Raw genomic sequence first — 23,229 nt, 5'->3', positions numbered from 1 at the left:
ATGTCAAGTTTTCCGGCCTTAACGCCGGACTTTCAGACTGATGTGATTATCACCACGGAATATTTCGTTTATTACTACACTCTTAAGCGTAAACGAATCACAGGGGAGATAACCATGAAGTTGATGACTGGCGCAGCGGCGATCGGCATAGCGATGCTGTTGAGCGGCTGCAGCAGCAGCTATGTAATGGCGACCAAAGACGGGCAGATGATTATGACCGACGGTAAGCCGCAAATTGATAAAGAGACCGGGCTGGTGCAGTACACCGACGAGTCCGGTCATGAGAAGCAGATTAACGGCGACGAGGTTTCCAGCATCGTTGAGCGCTAATCTGGCGGCTGTTGCCTGGATGCGCCCGTATTCAGGCAGTTGTTCATCGCTCTGCACAATTCCTCACTTCCCCCACTGCCCCGCCGCGGTTATAGTCGAAAACCGGGATCTGGCACCGTCAGCCAGTGAACGATGCAGGAGTATTCCCTGACCTTCAAAAATGAAAAGGAAGCCGGAAATGCATTATCACCGTATCCCCCACAGCACCCTTGAAATCAGCTCACTGGGCCTGGGAACCATGACCTTTGGCGAGCAGAACAGCGAAGCCGACGCGCATGCCCAGCTGGATTACGCCCTGAGCCGCGGCATCAACCTGATTGATACCGCCGAAATGTATCCGGTGCCGCCGCGCCCGGAAACTCAGGGCCTGACCGAGAGTTATATTGGCAGCTGGCTGAAGGCGCGCGGTAACCGTGACAAGGTGGTGCTGGCCTCGAAAGTTGCCGGACCGGTGCGCGGTGCGGACGCCTCTATCCGCCCGGGGCAGGTACTGGACCGTAAAAACATCCGTGCCGCGCTGGATGCCAGCCTGAAACGGCTGAATACCGACTATCTCGATCTTTATCAGCTGCACTGGCCGCAGCGCCAGACCAACTTCTTTGGCAAGCTGAACTATGAATATGCCGATACCACCGCGCCGGTCACGCTGCTGGAGACGCTGGAAGCGCTGAACGAGCAGGTTCGCGCCGGGAAAATCCGCTACATCGGCGTGTCCAATGAAACGCCGTGGGGCGTGATGCGCTATCTGCAGCTGGCGGAAAAACACGAGCTGCCGCGCATCGTCAGCATTCAGAACCCCTACAGCCTGCTGAACCGCAGCTTTGAGGTGGGTCTGGCGGAGATCAGCCATCATGAAGGGGTTGAGCTGCTGGCCTACTCCAGCCTGGCATTTGGTACCCTGAGCGGTAAATACCTCAACGGTGCGCAGCCCGCCGGCGCGCGCAATACGCTGTTCAGCCGCTTTACCCGCTACAGCGGCGAGCAGTCGCAGCTGGCCATTGCAGAATACGTCGCGCTGGCGAAAAAACACGGGCTGGACCCGTCGCAGATGGCGCTGGCGTTTGTCCGTCAGCAGCCGTTTGTCGCCAGCACGCTGCTGGGTGCGACAACGCTTGAGCAGCTGAAGATCAATATCGACAGCTACGACCTCACGCTGAACGCGGACGTACTGGAAGGGCTGGAGGCGATTCACCGCCGCTTCACTTACCCTGCGCCATAATGTCTCAGGGCGAGGTTTCCCTCGCCCTGTTCTTACGCTTTGTTGTAACGCTGCATTCGCGCCACGCTCGCCTTCATCTGCTGCTGCCAGTCCGGGGTGCGGGCTTCGACCATATCAAAGACCATCTTTTTCACTGACTTAACCAGCTCTGGCGCGGCCTGCTGCGGCGTACCGCTGTGGAACGGCGGATGCGGATCGTACTGGGTGATCAGCTGAGCGTACTCGGCGCTCTGTTTGCCGGCCAGCTCCGCCTGCAGCGTCAGGCCAAAATCGATACCGGCCGTGACGCCTCCGCCGGTAATGCGGTTGCGGTCAATTACCACGCGGTCATTGACCGGGATCGCCCCGAAAGGTTTCAGATCGTCGATCATTGACCAGTGGGTGGTGGCCTGATACCCCTGCAGCAGCCCCGCCGCGCCCAGCAGAATGGAGCCGGTACAGACGCTGGTGATCCATTCCGCTTTGCCGCCCACCTCATGCAGCCAGTCGATCATTTCATGCTCTTTCAGCAGCGCATAGGGGTTGCCGGTGCCGGTGATGCACAGGACGTCCACTTTTTTCAGCTCGCGGAAGGTGGTGCTGGGCAGGAACTGCACGTGGGCCATTTCGCCGTGGACCGGGTTACGGTCGCGCCAGACAAAGTGAATATCGAAATTTTCACCGCCCAGCATGGTCGCCGGGCCGATGATGTCCAGCGGGGTCATGCCGGGGTAAATAACAAATGCGAGACTGATCCTTTTACCTTTGTCGCCCGTTGCCTGCTTCAGCCCGTGCCGGTACTGCGGTGTGGCCGCCGGGGGGGCAGCAAACAGTGAACCCGTGGCACCGGCTCCAAGACTGGCGGCGACCAGGGACAGTGCGGATTTGGCAATAAATTCCCTTCTTTCCATTTCAGGCTCCCTTTCAGAATGTCGTAAAGTTCGCTCGCCGCCCGGCAAAAAGCACTGCCGCTGGCGAAACGGGTGATGAGCAACGCAATGGTACGCGAACGATATGCGCCGCAGTATGCAAGTCATGCGTCATAGAAGAGGTCGAATAGTAACCGAAAGAAAAGCGCAGGCAGGAGGGGAAAGGCCTTAAAGATCTTAAAACCGGTAAAGCGAGTACGGGCCGAGCAGGCCCGTACTTAGGTTGTTCTCAGCGGCGGCGTTTTTGCACCTGATGCCAGCCCCACAGCAGGGCGATGGCCAGCGCAAACAGCGCGCCGAAACCTACGCCGGTGGCAACCGGTGGCGCACCGAGGCGGATCGCCAGCGAGTAGAGGCCAAGCATCAGCAGCATCGCCATATTCTCACCGAGGTTCTGCACCGCGATGGCGTTACCTGCTCCCACCGTCTCTTTGCCGCGCATCTGCAGCAGCGCGTTAAGCGGTACCACGAAGAAGCCACCCAGCACGCCAATCACCACCAGCAGCAGGTAAGCGTTGATCGCCTGCTGCTGCAGGGCAAACGCCACTACCGCCACGCCGATCAGTACGCCGGCCGGCATACAGCGCGCCACGGTTTTCAGCGTCACCAGCTTCGCCGCTGCGATCGCACCGATGACGATGCCGATCGCCACCATCGCGTTAAGCAGCGTCGGCGTTTTGTTATCGCTGATGCCCAGCGCCACCGGCACCCACAGCACCAGCAGGAAGCGCAGCGTTACCCCGGCGCCCCAGAACATGCTGGTGCCGACCAGCGAGAAACGGGTCTCCGGGTTGCGCCACAGCGTGCGGCAGGCGTTGAAGAAGCTGGCGGACATCGCCGCCGGCCGCCACGACTGGCCGCCGCGCGCCGCGGGCAGTTTCGGGATCAGCAGGTTGGCCGCCACCGCCAGCGCGTAGGCCAGCACGCAGGCCGCCAGCGCGCCGGTCAGGTTCCAGTCGGCGAGGAAGCCGCCGGCTACCGAACCGAGCAGGATCGCGGCGATGGTCGAGGACTCCATCAGGCCGTTGGCCTTAACCAGCGTTTCCCCGTCGGTCAGTTCACCGAGGATGCCGTACTTGGCAGGGGAATAGGCCGCCGCGCCGATGCCGACCAGGCTGTAGCCGAGGAAAGGATCAAAGCCGAAGCAGATCACCATCGCGCCCAGCAGCTTCAGGCCGTTGGCTGCCATCATCACCCGCCCTTTGGCAAAGCCGTCGGCAAACTGGCCGACGAACGGCGCGAGAATGATGTAGGTGGCGACAAACACCATCTGCAGCACCGGCTGGCTCCAGTCGGGATAGACCAGCTGCTTGAGCACCGCCAGCGCGGCAAACAGCAGCGCGTTATCACCAAACGCCGACAGGAACTGGGCGACGATCACCGCCATCATCCCCTTCGACAGCAGCGGCTTGCCGCCCGTCGCCAGGTTACTCATCGTTGCCCTCCGGCTTTTCTGCCATCTCACGCAGGGTGACAAAATCCGGTTTACCGCTGCCGAGCAGCGGCAGCTGTTTAATCACGCGGATATCGCGCGGCACCGCCAGCTCGGGGCTGCCCAGCTCACGCGCCGCCTGCAGCAGTTTATCGCGCGACAGTTCCGCATCGGTGGTAAACAGCACCAGCGCTTCACCACGGTTGCCGTCCGGGCGCTGGGTGGCCGCATGTTGTTTATCCGCCGAGGCCTTCAGCGCAATCTGCTCGACGTTCTCCAGAGAGACCATTTCGCCGGCGATTTTGGCAAAGCGCTTCACGCGGCCCTGAATCTGGCAGAAACCACCCTCGTCGAAGCTGACGATATCGCCGGTGTCGTACCAGCCCGCTTCCATCAGCCCTTCGCCGTTATCCGCCACCGGGGCTTCCAGCACGCCAGGGCGCTCAACGCGCAGATAGCCCTTCATAATGTTCGGGCCGCGCAGCTGCAGCAGACCGCCGTTCTCGATACCCGGTACCGCTATCAGCCGTGAATCCATGCCCGGCAGAATACGCCCGACGGTTTGCGATTTCGCCGCCATCGGCACGTTGATCGCCACCACCGGCGCGCACTCGGTCACACCGTAACCCTCAAGAATACGGATGCCGTACTTCTCAAACCAGACGTCTTTAGTCGCCTGCTGCAGCTTCTCCGCCCCCGCCACCACGTAGCGCAGGCGGGCAAAGTCATACGGATGGGCAAAGCGGGCATAGTTAGCGAGGAAGGTCGAGGTGCCGAACAGCACGGTGCAGTTACGGTCATACACCAGCTCAGGTACGATGCGGTAGTGCAGCGGGCTGGGGTAGAGAAACACCTGCGCGCCGGTCATCAGCGGGGTGAACAGCCCGACGGTGAGGCCAAAAGCGTGGAACAGCGGCAGCGCCGACATAAAGCGGTCACGCGGCGTAAAGTCGGCCACGGTGCGGATCTGCTCAACGTTGGCCAGCAGGCTTTTATGTGAATGCACCACGCCCTTCGGGTGGCCTTCCGAGCCGGAGGTAAACAGCACCATCGCCGCATCTTCCGGCTGCTGCGGCACGGCGGCCAGCGACGGCAGCAGCAGGTGGCTGAGGATCCACAGCTTGTCGCCGGTGGTGACGGTGTCCTTCAAATCTTCGAGGAACACCCATTTGACGCCGGTAATGCCCTCCGGCAGATGCCACAGCTTGCCTTTGTCGAGGAACTGGCGCGAGGTGAAGACGGTTTTCACCTCAGAGGCGGTCAGCGCGCTGGTCAGCCCCTTCACCCCGGCGGTGTAGTTAAGCATCGCCGGCACGCGGCCGCGCATTGAGGCACCGAGAATGGCGGCCGCGGTCACCGTGGCGTTCGGCAGCAGCAGGCCGATAACTTCGCCCTGATGAGTGTAACGTTCGAGGATACGCCCGACGCCAAGCGATTTTTTCAGCAGGCCGGTGTAGCTGTCGGGGGTGAAACTGACGTCCTCGATGCACGGCTTAAACAGCCCGTAGCGGGTGCGGGCAGAAAGAAACGCCTGATACAGCGTCTCACGCGGGCGCACCGCCATCCGCGCTTCCATCATGATGTGGTGCAGGTGCTCACCGGCCAGACGCCGGCGGTCGCGGGCTTTCGGCGCTTCCGGCATCGGGATGGTGGTTGGTGGCAGCACGGTCAGGGTAATGCGCGGGAACAGGCGACGCTTAAATACCCCGGCCAGCCGGCCAAACGGGGTGAACTCCGCGCCTTCAATGCGCAGCGGTACCACGGCGGCCTGCGATTTGGCGGCAACGAAACCGGCACCGTCGTAGATCTTCATCAGCGACCCGGTGACGGTGATGCGCCCTTCCGGGAAGATCACCACCGGGCGGCCTTCATTAACCAGCCGTACCAGCTGCTTCAGCGACATCGGCCGCGTCGGATCCAGCGGCACCACGTCAATAAACTTGCCGACCCAGCGCATATACCACTGTTCGCTGATCGATGAGTAGACGGCAAACACCGGTTTTACCGGCAGAAACAGCGCCAGCAGCACGCCGTCGATAAACGACATATGGTTAGGGGTAATCAGCACCTTGCTCTTATACAGGCCGGAGAGATCGCCGGCCAGCCGGGTGCGAAACAGCACGCGAAACAGCGTGCGGAACAGAGTAAATAACATGCCAGCTCCTGAGCAGGTCACAAGTTGCTGTAACCATGCAGGATATGACCGCACAACTCAATAATTTTCAGACCGGGTTCCACTGCGCATAGCGCCCGCAGCCAGTTCCAGCAGAACAAGCAGCGCAAGAGCCAGGATAAACCACACTTTACCCGCCGCCACCAGTATCCAGCCGCCAAAGGCTGGAAAACCGAATATGCCGACGAAATAAGACATTACGAACCAGGTCAGGGCCGCATGCCGGTTTTCCGGCAGCGAATCATTCACCGCCCAGGTCTGGATCACCGGATACACCAGGCCGTAACCGAGGCCGGTGAGCATCGCGGAGGCAATCTGAAAAGCAGGATGGATCGGTATCCACAGCAGGCAAAGAATGCCGACAAACAGGCAGCATAACAGAGCAGAAACCAACGGCAGACGGGGCAGCCCCGACAGCCGCCGCGACAGCAACAGCCGGGCAACCACTGCCGTAGTGGCATGCACCCAGAAATAGGTGCTGGCGCTGGCGGAGGTCCCTTCGACCAGGCTTCCCTGGAACGACATCATCCCTGAAAAAACACAACCGCCTAATCCGACCATCACTATGGGCCTGGCGGCAGGGCTGAAAGCCAGTACGGCGAGTTTTTTCACCCAGGGCCTCAGAGCCCGATCGCCTGGCCCACCCGGTTCTTTACGACCAAATGCCGCCAGCAGCAGGGCAGCAAGCAGACCGGCCCCCCCCACCAGCAGAAAGCACTGCTGTAACGGAGTGTGCAGGCTACCGGTCAACAGCGTGACCAGTACCGGCCCGCCACAGATCCCGACCATCTGAAACGCGCTAAAGCGGGTAAACCAGTGTCCGCGATCGGCATCTGAAACACGTTCAGAAAGCGCCATAGGTGCACCGATATAAAACATCCCCCACCCCAGGCCAATCAGCAGTGTGGATAGCAAGGGTACGAACCTGAATTCTTCGCTTAAGCTCCCCATCAGCAGATAACCCACGGAGAGGATGAACGCTGCGAGTGCGGCAAGCCGCGAGGCATCCATCCGCCCGGCAAACCAGCCGACCAGTGGCACCCCGATAAATGTCCCCAGCAGAGCCATACTCAGCGTCGTACCGGCCTCAATATCGGTTCCGCCCTGAGAGCGAAACCAGGCAGAGAACAGGAAGGTGGCGCCGTAACCGCCCGCCGTCAGAGAGGTACCTGACAGCAGAAGCAGTGCAGTTGAATTTTTCATGGTTGCACGTCCTGCGCACGGCCTGCTGAGCGGCGAAATACAGGGTTCATCGCACGGAGTGCCTCTACGGCGACTTTAAGCCGCTGGCAAACGTAACTGATTTCAGCTTCCGTATTGAATCGCCCGATGCCGATACGGATGCTTGCCTGAGCCATCGCATCGCTGAGGCCCATTGCTTTAAGGACGTGCGACGGTGCCTGTCGGGCAGAGGTGCATGCCGAGCCGGCTGACAGCGCAATGTCAGGAAGTTCGAGCAAGAGGGAGTCGGCGTCAATGCCGCTGAAAGAGAGATTCAGTACCCCCGGAAGATGGTGTTCGGGGTGACCATTTAAACGGACTTCAGGCACATTCTCGACGACAAACTGCCAGAGCCGGTTACGCAACGCCCTTATCCGGGCGGATTCTGACGCTTGTTTCTCCACAGCCAGTTTAACAGCGTGGGCAAAGCCGACGATGCCGGCAACATTTAACGTCCCCGATCGCAGGCCATTTTCGTGCCCTCCTCCCACCATCATAGGCTGAAGTTCAATAAGAGGTTCCCGTGAGCTGATATACAGCGCGCCGACACCTTTGGGGCCATAAATTTTATGGGCCGAGAAAGATGCCAGGCTGATATCTGACAACCTGACGTCCAGCGCTATTTTTCCCAGCGACTGCGTTGCATCGCAATGAAAAACCACACCCTGCTCGCGACAGATTTTCCCTATCTCGTTTATCGGTTGCAGCGCACCCGTTTCATTATTTGCCGACATAATTGAGACAAGACGGGTCTCTTTTCTGATTTCACCAGAAACAGCTTCAGATAAAACGATTCCATAACAGTCCGGTGCAACCCGGCTGACCTGCATCCCGGCAGATTCAAGCCTGGCACAGCTGTCCAGCACGGCTTTATGCTCAATCTGTGAGGTAATGACATGCCCGTTTTTAACCGGACTGAACAGTGCCAGATTGACCGATTCCGTCGCCCCTGAAGTGAAAATAATATCACCGGGACTGTATGCATTAATCGCGCTGGCGATGATTTCACGGGCATTCTCCACCGCTTTGCGGGCCTGCAAGCCCCAGACATGGCTGATACTGGCCGCATTTCCGTAAACGTGGGTGAGATAGGGCATCATTGCTTCAAGTACGTCATCATCTAAAGCCGTAGTGGCATTGTTATCCAGATATACAGAACCATCCTGTCCATTCATCGGTATCTTCCTGAGGTTGTACTGCGAATCGATTTAAAACTGCGGGTTTTGTCGTGCGGCGATAATCTCTCCCTGCTGTACGCCGCCCTGCTCATCGACCAGGTTCAGGCGAATACCGGCAGTAAAGCCGAGCAGGTGGCTCAGCTGCAGCCCGCGAACCCAGGCGAGGCTCCCTGACCAGGGGCTGTCTTCAAAGAACACTTCCAGCACCGATTCAGGCGTCCGTCCTTCGCCTGCAGCCCGTTCAAAATATTCCCGGGTGATCGCGGCGCAGGAGAGTTTCGACGCCTGCGGGCCGGCGCTTGCCGGAGCCGGTGCACGCATACGGTTAACCACCGGCTCAGGAATATCATCATTCTCAAGCATATAAACAAGGTGTTGCCGGGCAGAGTCTTCATGAATGGCGTAGATTTCGCTGAGCGGAATATTGTATTGATTCGCCACCGGTAAAAAAACACGTTGAATACGCTGATGCAGATGACACAGGCGGGGACGTCTTTTTTGCGAATTAGTGAGCTTCTCTGCCAGAAAATGTTTGCGAAAAATACCATGATGATCGAAAGCAACGGATATTCTCGGTTTATTACCCTGTTCAGGGGTGCATTGACTGGCGAATTTAAGCGCTGATTCAAAGGCTTTAAGTTGCGCCTCAACGACAATCTCACCGGCTTCATCAATAAAAACACGGGAGTTTCCGGCGAGTATGCTGATAAGAGAGCGTTCGACATCCATTATTTTCTCCTTTTCAAAACCCGGCATTCCGCATCTGAAACATCACCCGCATCGAAATAACGTGCTGTGAACGTATAGAGTGAAACGCCAAAAGTTCAAAGAAAACAAATATCAAAAACCCGTAAAGACCACAACCGTAAAAAATCCATATTAACTTACATACATGTTATTTATTAGCCTGTTCACTAACGCGTTACCCCGTAAAAATAAAGCCCCGGTGACGTAATGTACGCTGGCCGGGGCCTGTTGCCTTGCGACCACTTTGCCAGGCTAGCGCCAGCCGCCCCCCAGCGCCACGATCAGCTGTACGCTGGTGACCCACCGGGTGCTTTGCAGCTGCAGCAGGCTCTGCTGCTGGCTGAGGCTGCTGTTTTCGGTGGTGGCCACATCGAGATAGTCGATCATTCCCGCCTGGTACTGGTTAAAGGTTACGCGCGCTGACTCCTGCGCCGACGCGGCGGCCTCCTGCTGCGCCTGCAGCTCATCCTGCAGGGTGTGCAGCTCCACCAGATAATCCTCCACCTCCTGGAAGCCGCTCAGCACCGTCTGGCGGTAGCTGGCAACGTCAGCGTCATAGGCGGCGCGCGCCTGCTCCACCTTCGCAGACGTGGCCCCGAAGTCGAGCAGCGTGCCGCTCAGCGACGGCCCTAACGACCAGATACGGTTCGGCAGCGAGAACAGGTTGCTGAACGAGGAGCCGCTGTAGCCGCCGCTGGCGCTGAGGGTCAGATCCGGGTAGTACCCGGCGATCGCCACGCCCACTGCTGCGTTGGCGGCGGCCACCGTGCGTTCCGCCTGGGCGATATCCGGCCTGCGCTGCAGCAGTGCGGACGGCAGCGCGGCCGGGATCGCCGGCAAAGTGGCGTTCAGCGGTGCCGCCGCCAGGCTGAATTCCGCCGGGGTTTTGCCGACCAGCACCGCGATGGCGTGCTCCAGCTGGGCGCGCTGCCAGCTGAGATCCAGCGCCGAGGCGCGGGCGCTGGCCAGGGTGGTTTGCGCCTGCGCCAGGGTGGCGCGCGACTCGCTGCCCGCCCGGTATTTGTTATTAATTACCGTCAGATAGCGCTGATAGGCGGCAATGCTCTGCTGATACAGGGCAATGCGCTGGTCGAGAATACGCAGCTGGAAGTAGTCCTGCGCCAGCGTTGACTGGGCGCTGAGGGTGATATTGCCCAGTCCGGCGGCGCTGGCCTCTGCGCTGGCCTGGTTCTCTTCCAGCGTGCGGCGCAGTTTGCCCCAGATATCCAGCTCCCAGGAGGCAGAGAGCTGCGCCGAGTGGCTGTTGCTGATCCGCCCGCCGCTGGTCGCCCCGCTGCTGCTGGCCGCCGTGCCGCTGCGGGTTGAGCTGGCGGTGGCGCTGACCGTCGGCAGCAGATCGCGGCTGGAGCCGGAGGCCAGCGTCAGCGCCTGGCGGTACTTCGCCTCATACTGCGCCACGTTCTGGTTGGAGACCTGCACCTGGCGCAGCAGCGCATCCAGCGTCGGGTCACGATACACCGCCCACCAGTCGCCCTTCTGCTGCGCGTCCTGCGGCGTGGCCTGCTGCCAGCCGCGCGCTTCTTTATAGCGCAGCGCACCCGGTGCCGACGGCCGCTGGTAGTCCGGCCCGACGGCGCAGCCGCCGATCAGCAGTGCCAGCACTACGGGGGTAAGTTTATTCAGTTTCATCAGGCGTTCCTGGGGTGGCGCAGGCGCTGCCACTGGCGTTGCGTGGCGCGGCTGGCACGGTCGAGATAAAGGTAGACCACCGGGGTGGTAAACAGGGTCAGCAGCTGGCTCAGTGCCAGGCCGCCGGCAATCGCCAGCCCCAGCGGGCTGCGCAGGTCGGCATCGCCGCCGCTGCCCAGCGCCAGCGGCAGCGCGCCGAAGAAGGCGGCCAGCGTGGTCATCATAATCGGCCGGAAGCGCATCAGGCAGGCCTGAACGATCGCCTGCTGCGGCGTCATGCCCTGATTGCGTTCGGCGGCCAGCGCAAAGTCGATCATCATAATGGCGTTTTTCTTGACGATGCCGATCAGCAGCAGGATGCCGATCAGCGCAATCACCGTCAGCTGGGTGTCGGTCAGCAGCAGCAGCAGCAGCGCCCCAACCCCGGCCGACGGCAGCGTCGACAGAATGGTCAGCGGATGAATGTAGCTTTCATACAGCATCCCCAGCACGATATACACCGCCAGCAGCGCAGCAAGGATCAGCCACGGCATGGTGCTGGTCAGCCCGACAAACGCCTGCGCGGTGCCGGCAAAACCGGCCTGGATGCTGTCCGGCAGGCCAATTTTCGCCATCGCGGTTTTGATCGCCGCCTGCGCTTCTTCCAGTGACGCACCGTCCTGCAGGTTGAAGGCGATGGTGCTGGTGGCCGACTGCCCCTGATGGTTTACCGACAGCGGCGCGTTGCCGCCGCTGAAGCTGGCGAAAGCGGAAAGCGGGATGCGCTCGCCGCCGTCGTTGAGCACGAACAGCTGCTGCAGCGCGGCAGGGTCACGGGTCCAGCGGTCGTTCAGCGACATCACCACGTGGTACTGATTGAGCGTTTTATACAGCGTGGCGATCTGCCGCTGGCTGAAAGCGTTATTCAGCAGCGTATCCAGCATGCTGACGTTGACCCCCAGCCGGGTGGCGCGATCGCGGTCGATACCGATCATCACCTCCTGACCGCCGGTTTCCGAGTCGGAGTCAACGCTGGTCAGCTGCGGGATCTGCTCCAGCGCCGCTTTCACCTTCGGCGTCCAGGTGCGCAGCGTGTCGAGGTCGTCGGCCTGCAGGCTGTACTGATACGAGGCGTTAGCGCTACGCCCGCCGATATGCAGATCCTGCGCCGCCATCAGAAACAGCTGCACGCCGGGGATATTCTGCGTTTTGCCGCTCAGGCGGTTAGCCACGGTACTGGCGTCGTCGCGCTGTTTAAAATCCTTCAGGTGGACGAAGAACATCGCGGTATTGCGCGAGCCAAAGGCACCGCCGCCGATCGACGACATCACCCCGTCCACCGCCGGATCCTGCTGGATCAGCGCGGCAAACTGCTTCATCTTCGGCTCCATCGCCTGGAAGGAGACGTTCTGATCGGCGCGCAGCATGCCCATCAGCAGGCCGGTATCCTGACTGGGGAAGAAGCCCTTCTGCACCACGCCGTAGAGGAACACGTTGAGCACGATGGTCAACAGCAGGCTGAACAGGGTTAAGCGCTGGTGGCGCATTACCCACGCCAGCCCGGCGCTGTAGCTTTCCAGCAGGCGGTTAAGGCCATTTTCAATCCACTGGTACAGCGGGTGCGGGCGCTTTGTGACCGCCGGCTTGCGCTTCAGCAGCCTTGAGCAGAGCATCGGCGTCAGGCTCAGCGACACCCCCATCGAAATCACCAGCGACACGCTGAGCGTGACGGCAAATTCGCGGAACAGGCGGCCAACGATGCTGCCCATCAGCAGGATCGGGATAAACACCGCGATCAGCGACAGGGTCATCGCCAGCACGGTAAAACTCACCTCCTGCGCCCCCTTAATCGCCGCCCGCACCGGGCTGAGCCCCTGTTCGATATAGCGGGTGATGTTTTCCAGCACCACGATGGCGTCGTCGACCACAAAGCCGGTGGCGATAATCAGCGCCATCAGCGACAGGTTATCGAGGCTGTAGTCGAGCAGGTACATCACCGCGCAGGTGCCGATTAACGATACCGGCAGCGCCAGCGCCGGTATCGCCATCGCCCGCAGGTCGCGCAGAAACACAAACACCACGCCGATCACCAGCAGCATGGCGATCAGCAGCGTCTCTTCGGTGTCGTACAGCGAGTCGCGCACGTTGGGCGAACGGTCCACCACCAGCGTCAGGCTGACGTCAGCGGGCAGATCCTGCTTAATCAGCGGCAGCTGCGCCTTAATATCGTCGATGGTCTGCAGCATACTGGCCCCCGCCTGGCGGGTGACGCCGATAGTGACCGACGGCGCACCGTTGTAGAAGCCGACGTTGTATTTATCCTCCACCGCGTCATACACCGTCGCCACGTCGCTGAGGCGCACCGCGCGGCCGTTCTGGTAGCTGACCACCAGATCGCGGTAGTTTTTTGCCTGCTCCTGCTGGCCGTTGCCGTCCACCATCCACGACTGCGTATCGCCCTGCAGCACGCCCTTCGGCAGGTTGCTGGTGCTGCTGGCGACCGCCGTCCGCACCGACTCCAGCGAGATGCCGTAGTGACTCAGCTGCTGCGGCTGCAGGTCAATGCGTACCGCCGGCAGCGAACTGCCGCGCAGCGACACTTCACCGACGCCGGCCACCTGGGCAATTTTCTGCTGAATTTTGCTGTTGGCGAGATCGTACAGTTCGGCGCCGGAACGGGTGGAGGAGGAGAGCGCCATCATCACGATCGGCGCGTCGGAGGGGTTAGCTTTTCGGTAAGTGGGCAGCGACGGCATGCTGCCCGGCAGCAGGCTGCGGGCGGCATTGATCGCCGCCTGCACGTCGCGCGCCGCGCCGTTAATATCGCGGTCCAGCGCAAACTGCAGGATGATATCGCTGGAGCCCTGCGAACTCTGCGAGGTCATTTCGGTAATGCCGGCGATCTCGCCCAGCGCGCGCTCCAGCGGCGTCGCCACCGTGGCGGCCATGGTTTCCGGGCTGGCACCCGGCAGGCTGGCGCTGACCATAATGGTCGGGAAGTCCACCTGCGGCAGCGGTGCCACCGGCAGCAGCCGGTAGCCAAGCGCGCCCAGCAGCAGCAGCGCCAGGGTCAGCAGCAGCGTGGCCACCGGGCGGGAGATAAACAGCCGGGTCAGGTTCATTCACGCCCCCGGGCCGCCGCCGCCCGCATCCAGCGTTTGCCGCGCTGCGCCAGGCCGTCAAACCACAGATAGATAACCGGCGTGGAGAACAGCGTCAGCACCTGGCTGACGATCAGGCCGCCGACAATCACCAGCCCCAGCGGCTGGCGCAGTTCGGCACCGGAGCCGGAGGCCAGCATCAGCGGCAGCGCGCCGAGTAGCGCCGCCAGGGTAGTCATCAGGATCGGCCGGAAGCGCAGCAGGCAGGCCTGGTGGATCGCCTCACGCGCGCTCAGCCCCTGTCTGTTTTCCGCCTCCAGCGCAAAGTCGATCATCATAATGGCGTTCTTTTTCACGATGCCGATCAGCAGGATCACGCCGATCAGCGCGATCAGGCTGAATCCGGTACCGGCCAGCAGCAGGGTCAGCAGCGCGCCGACCGCCGCCGAGGGCAGCGTGGAGAGAATAGTCACCGGGTGGATAAAGCTCTCATACAGAATGCCAAGCACCACGTACATGGTCAGCAGCGCGGCGAGGATCAGCCACAGCGTGTTGCCGGTGGCGCTCCGGAACGCTGACGCCTCCCCCTGATAGCGCAGAACGATCGACGACGGCTGCGCCAGTTGGCGGCTCACCTCGCTGATGGCCTGCTGCGCCTGCTCCAGCGAGGTGCCGTCGCTGAGGTTAAACGACACCGTCACCGCCGGGAACTGGTTAATGCGCGTATGCACCAGCGAACCGGTACGCAGGTGGACGGTGGCAATCGCGGTCAGCTTCACCATACCGCTGGTGCCGGAGTAAGAGGAGCTGCTGCTGCCTGATGAGCCTGAACCGCTACTCGTGCTCGTGGTGCTGGTGCTGGTGCTGGTGCTGCCAGACGCACTGCTGCTGCCCGAGGTCGCCAGCCAGATATCGTCAAACGACGCCGGTGACTGCTGGAACTGCGGTGCCACCTCCAGCACCACGCGATACTGATTCGACTGGGTAAAGATGGTCGAGATCAGCCGCTGGCCAAAGGCGTTATACAGCGCGGTATCCACGTCCGAGGCGGTGATGCCGTAGCGCGCCGCCGCGTCACGGTTCAGCTCAATGTAGGCCACCTGCCCCTGCTCCTGCAGGTTGCTGACCACCGAACTGAACTCGGGCCGCGCGCGCAGCGCCGCCACCAGCGTCGGTGACCAGCTGACCAGGTTTTCACTGTCGGCATCATCAAGGCTGAACTGGTAGCGGTCCGGCGTGACCTGGTCGTTAACCGTCAGATCCTGCGCCGACTGCAGGTAAAGCTGAATGCCCGGCACCTGCGCGGTGGCCTGCTGCAGTTCGGCGATCACCGCATCGGCCCGCTTATCGCGTTCATCCAGCGGCTTAAGGTTAATCTGCAGACGGCCACTGTTCAGGCTGGTGTTGCTGCCGTCGATGCCAACGGTGCTGGAGACGCTCGCCACCGCCGGATTGTTCCGCACGATCGCCGCCAGCTGCTGCTGTCTTTTCGACATCTCACCGAAGGAGACGTCCTGCGAGGCAATCGTTACCCCCTGGATTAGCCCGGTATCCTGCGCCGGGAAGAAGCCTTTCGGCACCGCCAGCCAGAGCAATCCGGTCAGCACCAGCGTGGCCAGCGCGACGCACAGCGTCAGCCGCTGGTGGTTAAGCACCAGGGTCAGCAGGCGGTCATAGCCGGCGATCAGCTTATCGAACAGCTCGCCGCCCTTGCGTGAGAAACGCGACTGCCGCTCCGGCGGGATATGCTGCAACAGGTATGCGCAGAGCATCGGCGTCAGGGTCAGCGAGATAAACATCGATACCAGGATCGCTACCGCGAGGGTGATGGCGAATTCGCGGAACAGCCGCCCGACCACGTCGCCCATAAACAGCAGCGGGATCAGCACCGCGATCAGCGAGAAGGTCAGCGAGATAATGGTAAAGCCGATCTGCTGCGAGCCCTTCAGCGCCGCCTGCATCGGGGTTTCGCCCTCCTCCAGCCGCCTTGTGATGTTCTCCACCACCACGATGGCATCGTCGATCACAAAGCCGGTGGCGATGGTCAGCGCCATCAGCGACAGGTTGTTCAGGCTGAAGCCGGCCAGGTACATCACGCCAAAGGTGCCGACCAGCGACAGCGGTACCGCAATGCTCGGGATCAGCGTGGCGGCAACGTTGCGCAGGAACAGGAAGGTGACCATCACCACCAGCGCAATCGACAGCATCAGCTCGAACTGCACGTCGCGGATTGAGGCGCGGATGGTCTGGGTGCGGTCGGAGAGAATGCTGACCTTCACGCCGTCCGGCAGCGCGGCCTGCAGCGTCGGCAGCTGTGCCCTGATGCTGTCGACCACCGAAATCACGTTGGCACCCGGCTGGCGCTGTACGCTGATGACAATCGCCGGGCTGTTGTTGGCCCACGCAGACTGATAAACGTTTTCCGCCGCCTGCTCAATCTGCGCGATATCGCGCAGGCGCAGCGCAGCGCCGTTTTTATACGTCAGGATCAGGCTGCCGTACTCGTCGGCGGTGCGCAGCTGGTCGTTGGCGTCGATGGTCACCGAATGGTACGTGCCGTCAAAGCCGCCCTTCGAGCCGTTGACGTTGCCGTTGCTGACCAGCGTGTTGACGTCGGCCAGCGTGAGGCCGTGGGCCGCCAGCGCCTTCGGGTCGACGCGTATGCGGATCGCCGGCTGATGGCCGCCGGCCAGCGTGACCATACCCACCCCGGCGATCTGCGCCAGCTTCAGCGCGATGCGGGTGTTAACCAGGTCCTGCACGCGGGTCAGCGGCAGCGTGTCTGAGGTGGCGGCGAGGGCGATCACCGCGCTGTCCGCCGGGTTGACCTTTTTATAAGTTGGCGGGCTGGGCAGGTCGGTCGGCAGCAGGCTGTCGGCGGCGTTGATCGCCGCCTGCACTTCCTGCTCAGCCACGTCCAGCGACAGGTCCAGCGAGAACCTGAGGCTTATTACCGACGAGCCGCCGGAGCTACTGGAGCTCATCTGGCTTAAGCCGGACATCTGACCGAGCTGGCGCTCCAGCGGCGCGGTGACCGAGGAGGCCATCACGTCCGGGCTGGCCCCGGGATAGAGGGTGGTGACCTGAATAGTCGGGTAATCCACCTGCGGCAGCGCCGAGGTGGAGAGCAGCCGGTAAGCAAAAATACCGGAAATCAGGATGCCGGCCATCAGCAGGATGGTGGCTACCGGCCGGTTGATAAAGAGGCGTGACGGATTCATGGCGCGGTGCTGCTCTGGTCAGCCGTCTGCTGCTCCGGTGTCACCCGTTCAACCCTGCTGCCGCTGCTCAGGCGATCGATGCCTTCGGTCACCACCTGCTCCCCGGCCCTGACGCCGTCGAGGATCGCCTGCTTATCGCTGCCAAAGGCCGGGCCGGTTTTCACCGCGCGGCGGGTAACGGTGCTGTCCTGGCCGATCACCCAGACAAAGCTGCCGTCGCTGCTCAGCTGCAGCGCCTGGGCCGGTATTACCGTGGCCTGCTTCAGGGTGGCGGTCTGCAGACGCAGATTGACGAACTGATTCGGATAGAGCGCTTCGTCCTGATTGGCAAACAGCGCCTTCAGCGCAATGCTGCCGGTGCTGGTATCAATCTGGTTGCTGATAAACTGCACCTCGCCCTGCGCCAGCTCGGCCTTGCCTTCCTGATCGAAGGCGGCAGCGGACAGGCTGCGATCGTTGTGCAGCGCCCTGAGCAGGGTCGGGATATTACTCTGCGGCACGCTGAAGGTCACCGCCGCCGGCTGGGTCTGGGTGATGGTGACGATACCGGTGGTGTCAGAGCTGTGCACCATATTGCCGGCGTCCACCAGCCGCAGGCCAACGCGGCCGCTGACCGGCGCGGTGATGCGCGCATACTCAATATCCAGTTTTGCCGCCGCAATCTGCGCCTCGTCGGTTTTTACCGCGCCGCTGTACTGACCGACGGTCGCCACCTGGCTGTCCAGGTCCTGGCGCGCCAGTGAATCCTGAGCAAATAGCTTCTGATAACGCGTCAGCGTCAGCTGCGCGCTTTTCAGCAGCGCCTGGTTCTGCGCCAGCGAGCCTTGATACTGCGCCAGCGTGGCCTGATAGCTGCGCGGGTCGATCTGCGCCAGCAGCTGCCCGGCGCTCACCTTCTGCCCCTCTTTAAACAGCACCTGGGTCAGCTGCCCGTCGACGCGGCTGGTCACCGTCACCGTGGCGTTCGGCACCACCGTTCCTAACGCGTTGAGGTACACCGGCACGTCGGCCAGCGTCACCCTGTCAGCGTGCACCGGGGTGGCCGCCCCGGCCATCATCATGCCGGGCGGACCGCCGTGACCGCCGGGGCCGCCCGGGCCACGCATCCCGCCGGGGCCACCGTGTCCGGAAGGTGCCGACGGCCAGAAACGCCACACCAGGCACGCGATCGACAGCAGCAGAAGGAGAATGACAGCGATTTTACGCCGGGAGTGCGGCCGGGAGGTGGAGTTCAGGGTCATGAGGCTCTTGAGTTAAGGACAGCGTTCAGATAAAACGCGCCTGAAATGCAGACGCGATAAAAGAGTCGGGCGATAATCCATCGCGGTCAGGCCCGGGCTCAGCAGCCGCTGTGCAGGAACCGACCGGGAAGGAAGCGTCAGTGCCCGACTGCATCAGCGGTTGTTGATAGTCATTCCTATTATCGAACAGCGCGTTGTTTAAATTCTATGCGCAGAGCGTAAGGGTTGCGTAAGAAGTACAGGATCCATCCCGCCCGGTCAGGATTTCCAGCCGCCCCCCAGCGCCTTATACAGCGTGATCTGCTGATTCAGCTGCCCCAGCTGCGTGGTAATTCTCGCCTGCTGCGCGCCGTAGAGCGTGCGCTGGGCCACCAGCACGTTAAGGTAGTTGTCCACCCCTTCGCGGTAGCGCAGCGTCGCCAGGTCATAGTTTCGCTGGCTGGCTTTTTCGTCCAGCTGCCGCGCCTGCAGCTCGTCACGGTAGGTATCCTGCCCGGCCAGCGCATCGCTGACGTCCTTAAAAGCGCTCTGAATCGCCTTCTCATAGTCGGCAATCTCAATGCGCTTCTGCAGCTTCGCAATATCCAGATTTGCCGCGTTTACGCCGCCGTCGAATATCGGCAGATTGATGCCCGGGGCAAACGACCAGGCGCCGCTGCCGCCGGAGAGCAGGTGCCCGAGGCTGCCGGAGCTGGAGCCGCCGGAGAGCAGGTGCCCGAGGCTGCCGGAGCTGGAGCCGCCGCTGGCGGTCAGGCTGATGCTCGGGAAGAAGGCCGCGCGCGCCGCGCCGATGCTGGCATTGGCGGCCTTCAGAGTATGTTCTGCCGCGATAATATCCGGTCTGCGGGTCAGCAGATCGGACGGCAGCCCGGCCGGGGTGGCCGGGAAGCGCCACGCGTTATCCAGCCGCGCGTCGGCCAGCAGATTAGCCGGCAGGTCACTGCCCACCAGCAGCGCCAGCGCGTTCACATCCTGGCGCACCTGACGGGTGTAGCTGGCCACGTCGGCCTGCGCGGTGCGCACCGAGGTTTCGGCCTGCAGCAGATCCTGCTCGCTGGCCACACCGCCGTTATAGCTGCGCTGGGTCAGGTTGTACGAATCCTGCTGGCTGTTCAGCGTGCTGCCGGCCAGCGCCAGCAGCTGGTTGTCTGAGCAGAGCGACAGGTACGCCGAGGCCACTTCGGCAATCAGTCCGATCTGCGTGGCGCGCTCGCTGGCGGCGGTGGCCAGGTACTGCTCCAGCGCCTGGTCGCGCAGGCTGCGCAGACGACCAAAGAAGTCCAGCTCCCACGAGGTAACGCCCAGGCTGGCGTCATACTGATGGTAGGTGACCGGGCCGCTGGACTGGGTGCTGTACAGCCCGCCCGGCAGATGGGTGCCAGTGCCGCCCGCGCTGAGGTTAACCGACGGCAGCAGTGCCGCACGGTCAATCTGTACCTGGGAACGCGCCACTTCAACGTTCAGCGCCGCCACCCGCAGGTCACGGTTATTTGCCAGCGCGCTGGCAATCAGCTTATTCATCACCGGATCGGTGAAGAAGGTCTGCCAGCGGATATCGGCACCGTTGCCCTCGTCGCTGGCGCCGTACCGGTCATACTGGCCTGCTACCGGCAGCGCCGGGCGCTGGTAATCCGGCTGCATGGTGCAGCCGCTCAGCGCCAGCAGCAGCGCCAGCGGCAGCACTCCGAGAGAAAAAGCCTTATGCGTCATTCTGTTGGACCTCTGTTTTGATTTTCTTTTTTCCGGCAAAACGCTGCGCCACTACCACGTAAAACATCGGTACAAAGAAGATGGCGAGGAAGGTCGCGGTGATCATGCCGCCGACCACGGCGGTCCCGATCGAGTGCTGGCTGCCGGCCCCGGCGCCGTGGGAGATGGTCAGCGGCAGCACCCCGAGCACGAAGGCCATCGACGTCATGATAATGGGCCGGATGCGCAGCTTCGCCGCCTCCAGCGCCGCTTCAACCAGTCCGCGTCCCTCTTTTTCATGCAGGTCTTTGGCAAATTCGACGATCAGAATGGCGTTCTTCGCCGCGAGTCCGACGGTGGTCAGCAGCCCCACCTGGAAGAACACGTCGTTTTCCAGCCCGCGCAGCAGCACGGCGAGAAGGGTGCCGAGCACCCCAAGCGGCACCACCAGCAGCACCGAGAAGGGAATCGACCAGCTTTCATACAGCGCGGCCAGGCACAGAAACACCATCAGAATCGACAGGGTATACAGCGCCGTAGTCTGTGAGCCGGACGACTGCTCCTCCCAGGAGAGGCCGTGCCACTGCACCTTAAAGCCCGCCGGCAGTCTGGCGGCAATCTCCTGCACCGCTTTCACCGCATCGCCCGTACTGTAACCACTGGCCGGGGACCCCATAATCTCCACCGCCGAGACGCCGTTAAAGCGTTCATAGCGCGGCGAGCCGTACTGCCATTCACCGCTGCCAAAGGCGGAGAACGGTACCATGGTGCCGCTGGAGTTACGGAAGTACCATTTGCTGAGGTCTTCCGGCGTGACGCGTGAACCGGCGTTACCCTGCACATAGACCTTCTTGACGCGGCCGTGGTAGATAAACTGGTTCACGTAGCTGGAACCCCAGGCGGTGGAGAGTTCGTTGTCGATATCCTCCAGGCTGATGCCCAGCGCCCGCGCCCGTTCATCATCGATAATCAGGTGGTACTGCGGCTCATCCTCCATGCCGTTAGGACGGGTGGCGAACAGCCGTTTATCCTGTGCCGCCATGCTGAGGAACTGATTACGCGCCGCCATCAGCGCCGCATGCCCCTGGTTGCGGGTGTCCTGCAGGAAGAAGTCGAAGCCGGTGGCGTTACCCAGCTCCATCACCGCCGGCGGCACCAGCGCAAACACTCTGGCATCCTTCATGCTGGCGAAGTGGGCCATGGTGCGCGCGGCAATCTTCTGCACCGACTGGTCACTGTTGCGTTCCGCCCAGGGTTTGAGCAGCACAAAGGCCATCGCGCTGTTCTGGCCGCGCCCGGAAAAGCTGAATCCGTTAGGTTCAAATACGGAGGTTACCGCCGGTTCGTTCTTCGCCAGCCACTGCTGGATCTCATCCAGCACCTGCTGGGTACGCTCGGTGGAGGCGTTGGTTGGCAGCGTGACCTGCATCATCATCACCCCCTGATCCTCATCCGGCAGGAACGAGGTGGGCACCCGCGTGAACAGGTAGCCGGTAGCGACGACGATCGCCAGGTAGATGACGAGGAACAGGCCACGGCGTGAGATCACCGTCCCCACGCCGCGGGTATAGTGCAGCGTGCCGGCGTCAAACCTGCGGTTGAACCAGCCCGCCAGCCCGGTGGTTTTCTGCTCGGCCGCGCTGGGTTTAAGCAGCGTGGCGCACAGCGCCGGGGTAAAGGTCAGCGCCATCAGCACCGACAGCACCATTGCCGACACGATGGTGATTGAGAACTGGCGATAGATAACCCCGGTGGAGCCGCTGAAGAAGGCCATCGGCAGCAGCACCGCCGACAGCACCAGCGCGATACCAAACAGCGCGCCCTGGATCTGCGCCATCGACTTGATGGTGGCGGCCTTCGGATCAAGATGTTCGTCGTGCATCACGCGCTCGACGTTCTCCACCACCACGATGGCATCATCCACCAGCAGGCCGATGGCCAGCACCATGCCGAACATGGTCAGGGTGTTGATGGTGTAACCGCAGGCGGACAGGATGCCGAAGGTGCCCAGCAGCACCACCGGCACCACCATGGTGGTGATCAGCGTGGCGCGCAGGTTCTGCAGGAATACCAGCATCACCAGGAACACCAGCGCAATCGCCTCAAACAGGGTTTTCACCACCTCCTCAATCGAGGCGCTGACCACCGGCGAGGTGTCATAAGGGAACTCTACTTTCACCCCGGCAGGCAGCGTGTCTTTCAGTCCTTCCACCGTGGCTTTCACCGCGTTCACCGCATCCAGCACGTTACCGCCGCTGGCCAGACGCAGCGCCATACCCGCTGAAGGCTTACCGTTCTGGGTCGCCGAGATGCTGTAATCCTGTGGGCCGAGATCCACGCTGGCCACGTCGCGCAGCCGCACCTGGGAACCGTCGGTATTGACCTTCAGCAGGATATTTTCAAACTGCGATATCTTCTGGAAACGGCTTTTCCCGACGATGGTGGCGCTGAACTTCGCCCCCTCAATGGTCGGCAGCCCGGCCAGTTTACCGCTGGAGACCTGCACGTTTTGCTGGGTGATGGCGGTGGTGACGTCACTGGGGATCAGCTGATACTTGTACAGCTTCGCCGGGTCCAGCCAGATGCGCATGCCGTATTCAGAGCCCAGTACGAAGAAGTCACCCACGCCGGGCGTGCGCGCAATCGGATCTTCCAGTCTGGAGACCAGCAGATCGGCCAGGTCACCGTTACTCATCCTGCCGTCGGTCGACACCAGGCTGACCACCAGCATAAAGTTAGCCTGGTACTTGCGGACGTTAATCCCCTGCTGGGTGACTTCCGTCGGCAGCTGCGACTCGGCCAGCGACACCTTGTTCTGCACCTGCACCTGGGCGATATCGGGATCGGTGCCCTGATTAAAGGTGACGATAATGGTGGCGCTGCCGTCGCTGGCGCTCTGTGATTCGATATAGCGCAGATTATCAATGCCGTTCAGCTGCTGCTCAATCACCTGCACCACGGTATTCTGGGTGGTTTCCGCGCTGGCGCCCGGATAGGTGACCGCGATCGAAATGGCCGGTGGCGCAATGTTCGGATACTGATTAACCGGCAGCTGCAGGATCGCCAGCGCCCCCACCAGCATCACCACTATTGCGATTACCCAGGCAAAAATCGGGCGCTCTATGAAGAATTCAGACATC

The 23,229-nt window shown here is 61.7% G+C and carries 14 protein-coding genes; 2 read left to right on the top strand and 12 right to left on the bottom strand.

Annotated features, from left to right (window positions below):
- Nucleotides 1-114 precede the first annotated feature (114 nt).
- Complete coding sequence (locus ASF13_RS02095) at nucleotides 115-330, top strand: YgdI/YgdR family lipoprotein (protein ID WP_056232009.1); 216 nt, start codon at nucleotides 115-117, stop codon at nucleotides 328-330.
- A 178-nt stretch (nucleotides 331-508) separates the two neighbouring features.
- Entirely contained in the window at nucleotides 509-1,549 is a 1,041-nt protein-coding gene (locus ASF13_RS02090; protein ID WP_056232007.1) for an NADP(H)-dependent aldo-keto reductase, read from the top strand.
- A gap of 32 nt (nucleotides 1,550-1,581) precedes the next feature.
- Here ASF13_RS02090 and ASF13_RS02085 read toward each other — a convergent pair whose 3' ends face one another.
- From ASF13_RS02085 to ASF13_RS02030, 12 genes are all read right to left on the bottom strand, one after another.
- A complete protein-coding gene (locus tag ASF13_RS02085; protein WP_072166256.1) occupies nucleotides 1,582-2,439 on the bottom strand; it encodes a DJ-1/PfpI family protein in 858 nt (285 codons plus the stop codon).
- A gap of 247 nt (nucleotides 2,440-2,686) precedes the next feature.
- Nucleotides 2,687-3,892: a lysophospholipid transporter LplT gene (gene lplT, locus ASF13_RS02080; protein WP_056232004.1), complete on the bottom strand. Its 1,206-nt coding sequence runs from the start codon at nucleotides 3,890-3,892 to the stop codon at nucleotides 2,687-2,689.
- Nucleotides 3,885-6,044, bottom strand: a complete 2,160-nt coding sequence (aas, locus tag ASF13_RS02075; protein WP_056232001.1) for a bifunctional acyl-ACP--phospholipid O-acyltransferase/long-chain-fatty-acid--ACP ligase — start codon at nucleotides 6,042-6,044, stop codon at nucleotides 3,885-3,887. The genes lplT and aas overlap by 8 nt, the downstream gene beginning before the upstream one ends.
- Nucleotides 6,045-6,101: 57 nt before the next feature.
- Complete coding sequence (locus ASF13_RS02070) at nucleotides 6,102-7,265, bottom strand: MFS transporter (RefSeq protein ID WP_056231998.1); 1,164 nt, start codon at nucleotides 7,263-7,265, stop codon at nucleotides 6,102-6,104.
- Nucleotides 7,262-8,458: a cysteine desulfurase family protein gene (locus ASF13_RS02065; RefSeq protein ID WP_056231995.1), complete on the bottom strand. Its 1,197-nt coding sequence runs from the start codon at nucleotides 8,456-8,458 to the stop codon at nucleotides 7,262-7,264. Before ASF13_RS02065 ends, ASF13_RS02070 begins: the two co-directional genes overlap by 4 nt.
- Before the next feature lie 33 nt (nucleotides 8,459-8,491).
- Nucleotides 8,492-9,190, bottom strand: a complete 699-nt coding sequence (locus ASF13_RS02060) for a hypothetical protein (RefSeq protein WP_056231993.1) — start codon at nucleotides 9,188-9,190, stop codon at nucleotides 8,492-8,494.
- 270 nt (nucleotides 9,191-9,460) lie between these two features.
- Nucleotides 9,461-10,858: an efflux transporter outer membrane subunit gene (locus tag ASF13_RS02055; protein ID WP_056231990.1), complete on the bottom strand. Its 1,398-nt coding sequence runs from the start codon at nucleotides 10,856-10,858 to the stop codon at nucleotides 9,461-9,463.
- On the bottom strand, nucleotides 10,858-13,959 hold the full coding sequence (locus ASF13_RS02050) for an efflux RND transporter permease subunit (protein ID WP_056231988.1): 3,102 nt from the start codon (nucleotides 13,957-13,959) through the stop codon (nucleotides 10,858-10,860). The genes ASF13_RS02055 and ASF13_RS02050 overlap by 1 nt, the downstream gene beginning before the upstream one ends.
- Entirely contained in the window at nucleotides 13,956-17,159 is a 3,204-nt protein-coding gene (locus ASF13_RS02045; RefSeq protein ID WP_056231985.1) for an efflux RND transporter permease subunit, read from the bottom strand. The genes ASF13_RS02050 and ASF13_RS02045 overlap by 4 nt, the downstream gene beginning before the upstream one ends.
- A complete protein-coding gene (locus ASF13_RS02040) occupies nucleotides 17,156-18,400 on the bottom strand; it encodes an MdtA/MuxA family multidrug efflux RND transporter periplasmic adaptor subunit (RefSeq protein ID WP_056231983.1) in 1,245 nt (414 codons plus the stop codon). The genes ASF13_RS02045 and ASF13_RS02040 overlap by 4 nt, the downstream gene beginning before the upstream one ends.
- A gap of 258 nt (nucleotides 18,401-18,658) precedes the next feature.
- On the bottom strand, nucleotides 18,659-20,110 hold the full coding sequence (locus ASF13_RS02035) for an efflux transporter outer membrane subunit (protein WP_056231980.1): 1,452 nt from the start codon (nucleotides 20,108-20,110) through the stop codon (nucleotides 18,659-18,661).
- A complete protein-coding gene (locus tag ASF13_RS02030; protein ID WP_056231977.1) occupies nucleotides 20,100-23,228 on the bottom strand; it encodes an efflux RND transporter permease subunit in 3,129 nt (1,042 codons plus the stop codon). Before ASF13_RS02030 ends, ASF13_RS02035 begins: the two co-directional genes overlap by 11 nt.
- Nucleotide 23,229: the final 1 nt, after the last annotated feature.

This window comes from Erwinia sp. Leaf53 (genome assembly GCF_001422605.1).
Taxonomy (GTDB): Bacteria; Pseudomonadota; Gammaproteobacteria; order Enterobacterales; family Enterobacteriaceae; genus Erwinia.
This window is presented reverse-complemented; position numbering and strand designations above follow the sequence as displayed.

What these genes read in the sequence shown, in the direction of transcription:
- ASF13_RS02040 (WP_056231983.1), bottom strand. Translation starts at nt 18,400, where the DNA reads ATGACCCTGAACTCCACCTCCCGGCCGCACTCCCGGCGTAAAATCGCT.
- ASF13_RS02085 (WP_072166256.1), bottom strand. Translation starts at nt 2,439, where the DNA reads ATGGAAAGAAGGGAATTTATTGCCAAATCCGCACTGTCCCTGGTCGCC.
- ASF13_RS02030 (WP_056231977.1), bottom strand. Translation starts at nt 23,228, where the DNA reads ATGTCTGAATTCTTCATAGAGCGCCCGATTTTTGCCTGGGTAATCGCA.
- ASF13_RS02050 (WP_056231988.1), bottom strand. Translation starts at nt 13,959, where the DNA reads ATGAACCTGACCCGGCTGTTTATCTCCCGCCCGGTGGCCACGCTGCTG.
- aas (WP_056232001.1), bottom strand. Translation starts at nt 6,044, where the DNA reads ATGTTATTTACTCTGTTCCGCACGCTGTTTCGCGTGCTGTTTCGCACC.
- ASF13_RS02060 (WP_056231993.1), bottom strand. Translation starts at nt 9,190, where the DNA reads ATGGATGTCGAACGCTCTCTTATCAGCATACTCGCCGGAAACTCCCGT.
- ASF13_RS02065 (WP_056231995.1), bottom strand. Translation starts at nt 8,458, where the DNA reads ATGAATGGACAGGATGGTTCTGTATATCTGGATAACAATGCCACTACG.
- lplT (WP_056232004.1), bottom strand. Translation starts at nt 3,892, where the DNA reads ATGAGTAACCTGGCGACGGGCGGCAAGCCGCTGCTGTCGAAGGGGATG.
- ASF13_RS02095 (WP_056232009.1), top strand. Translation starts at nt 115, where the DNA reads ATGAAGTTGATGACTGGCGCAGCGGCGATCGGCATAGCGATGCTGTTG.
- ASF13_RS02055 (WP_056231990.1), bottom strand. Translation starts at nt 10,858, where the DNA reads ATGAAACTGAATAAACTTACCCCCGTAGTGCTGGCACTGCTGATCGGC.
- ASF13_RS02070 (WP_056231998.1), bottom strand. Translation starts at nt 7,265, where the DNA reads ATGAAAAATTCAACTGCACTGCTTCTGCTGTCAGGTACCTCTCTGACG.
- ASF13_RS02045 (WP_056231985.1), bottom strand. Translation starts at nt 17,159, where the DNA reads ATGAATCCGTCACGCCTCTTTATCAACCGGCCGGTAGCCACCATCCTG.
- ASF13_RS02035 (WP_056231980.1), bottom strand. Translation starts at nt 20,110, where the DNA reads ATGACGCATAAGGCTTTTTCTCTCGGAGTGCTGCCGCTGGCGCTGCTG.
- ASF13_RS02090 (WP_056232007.1), top strand. Translation starts at nt 509, where the DNA reads ATGCATTATCACCGTATCCCCCACAGCACCCTTGAAATCAGCTCACTG.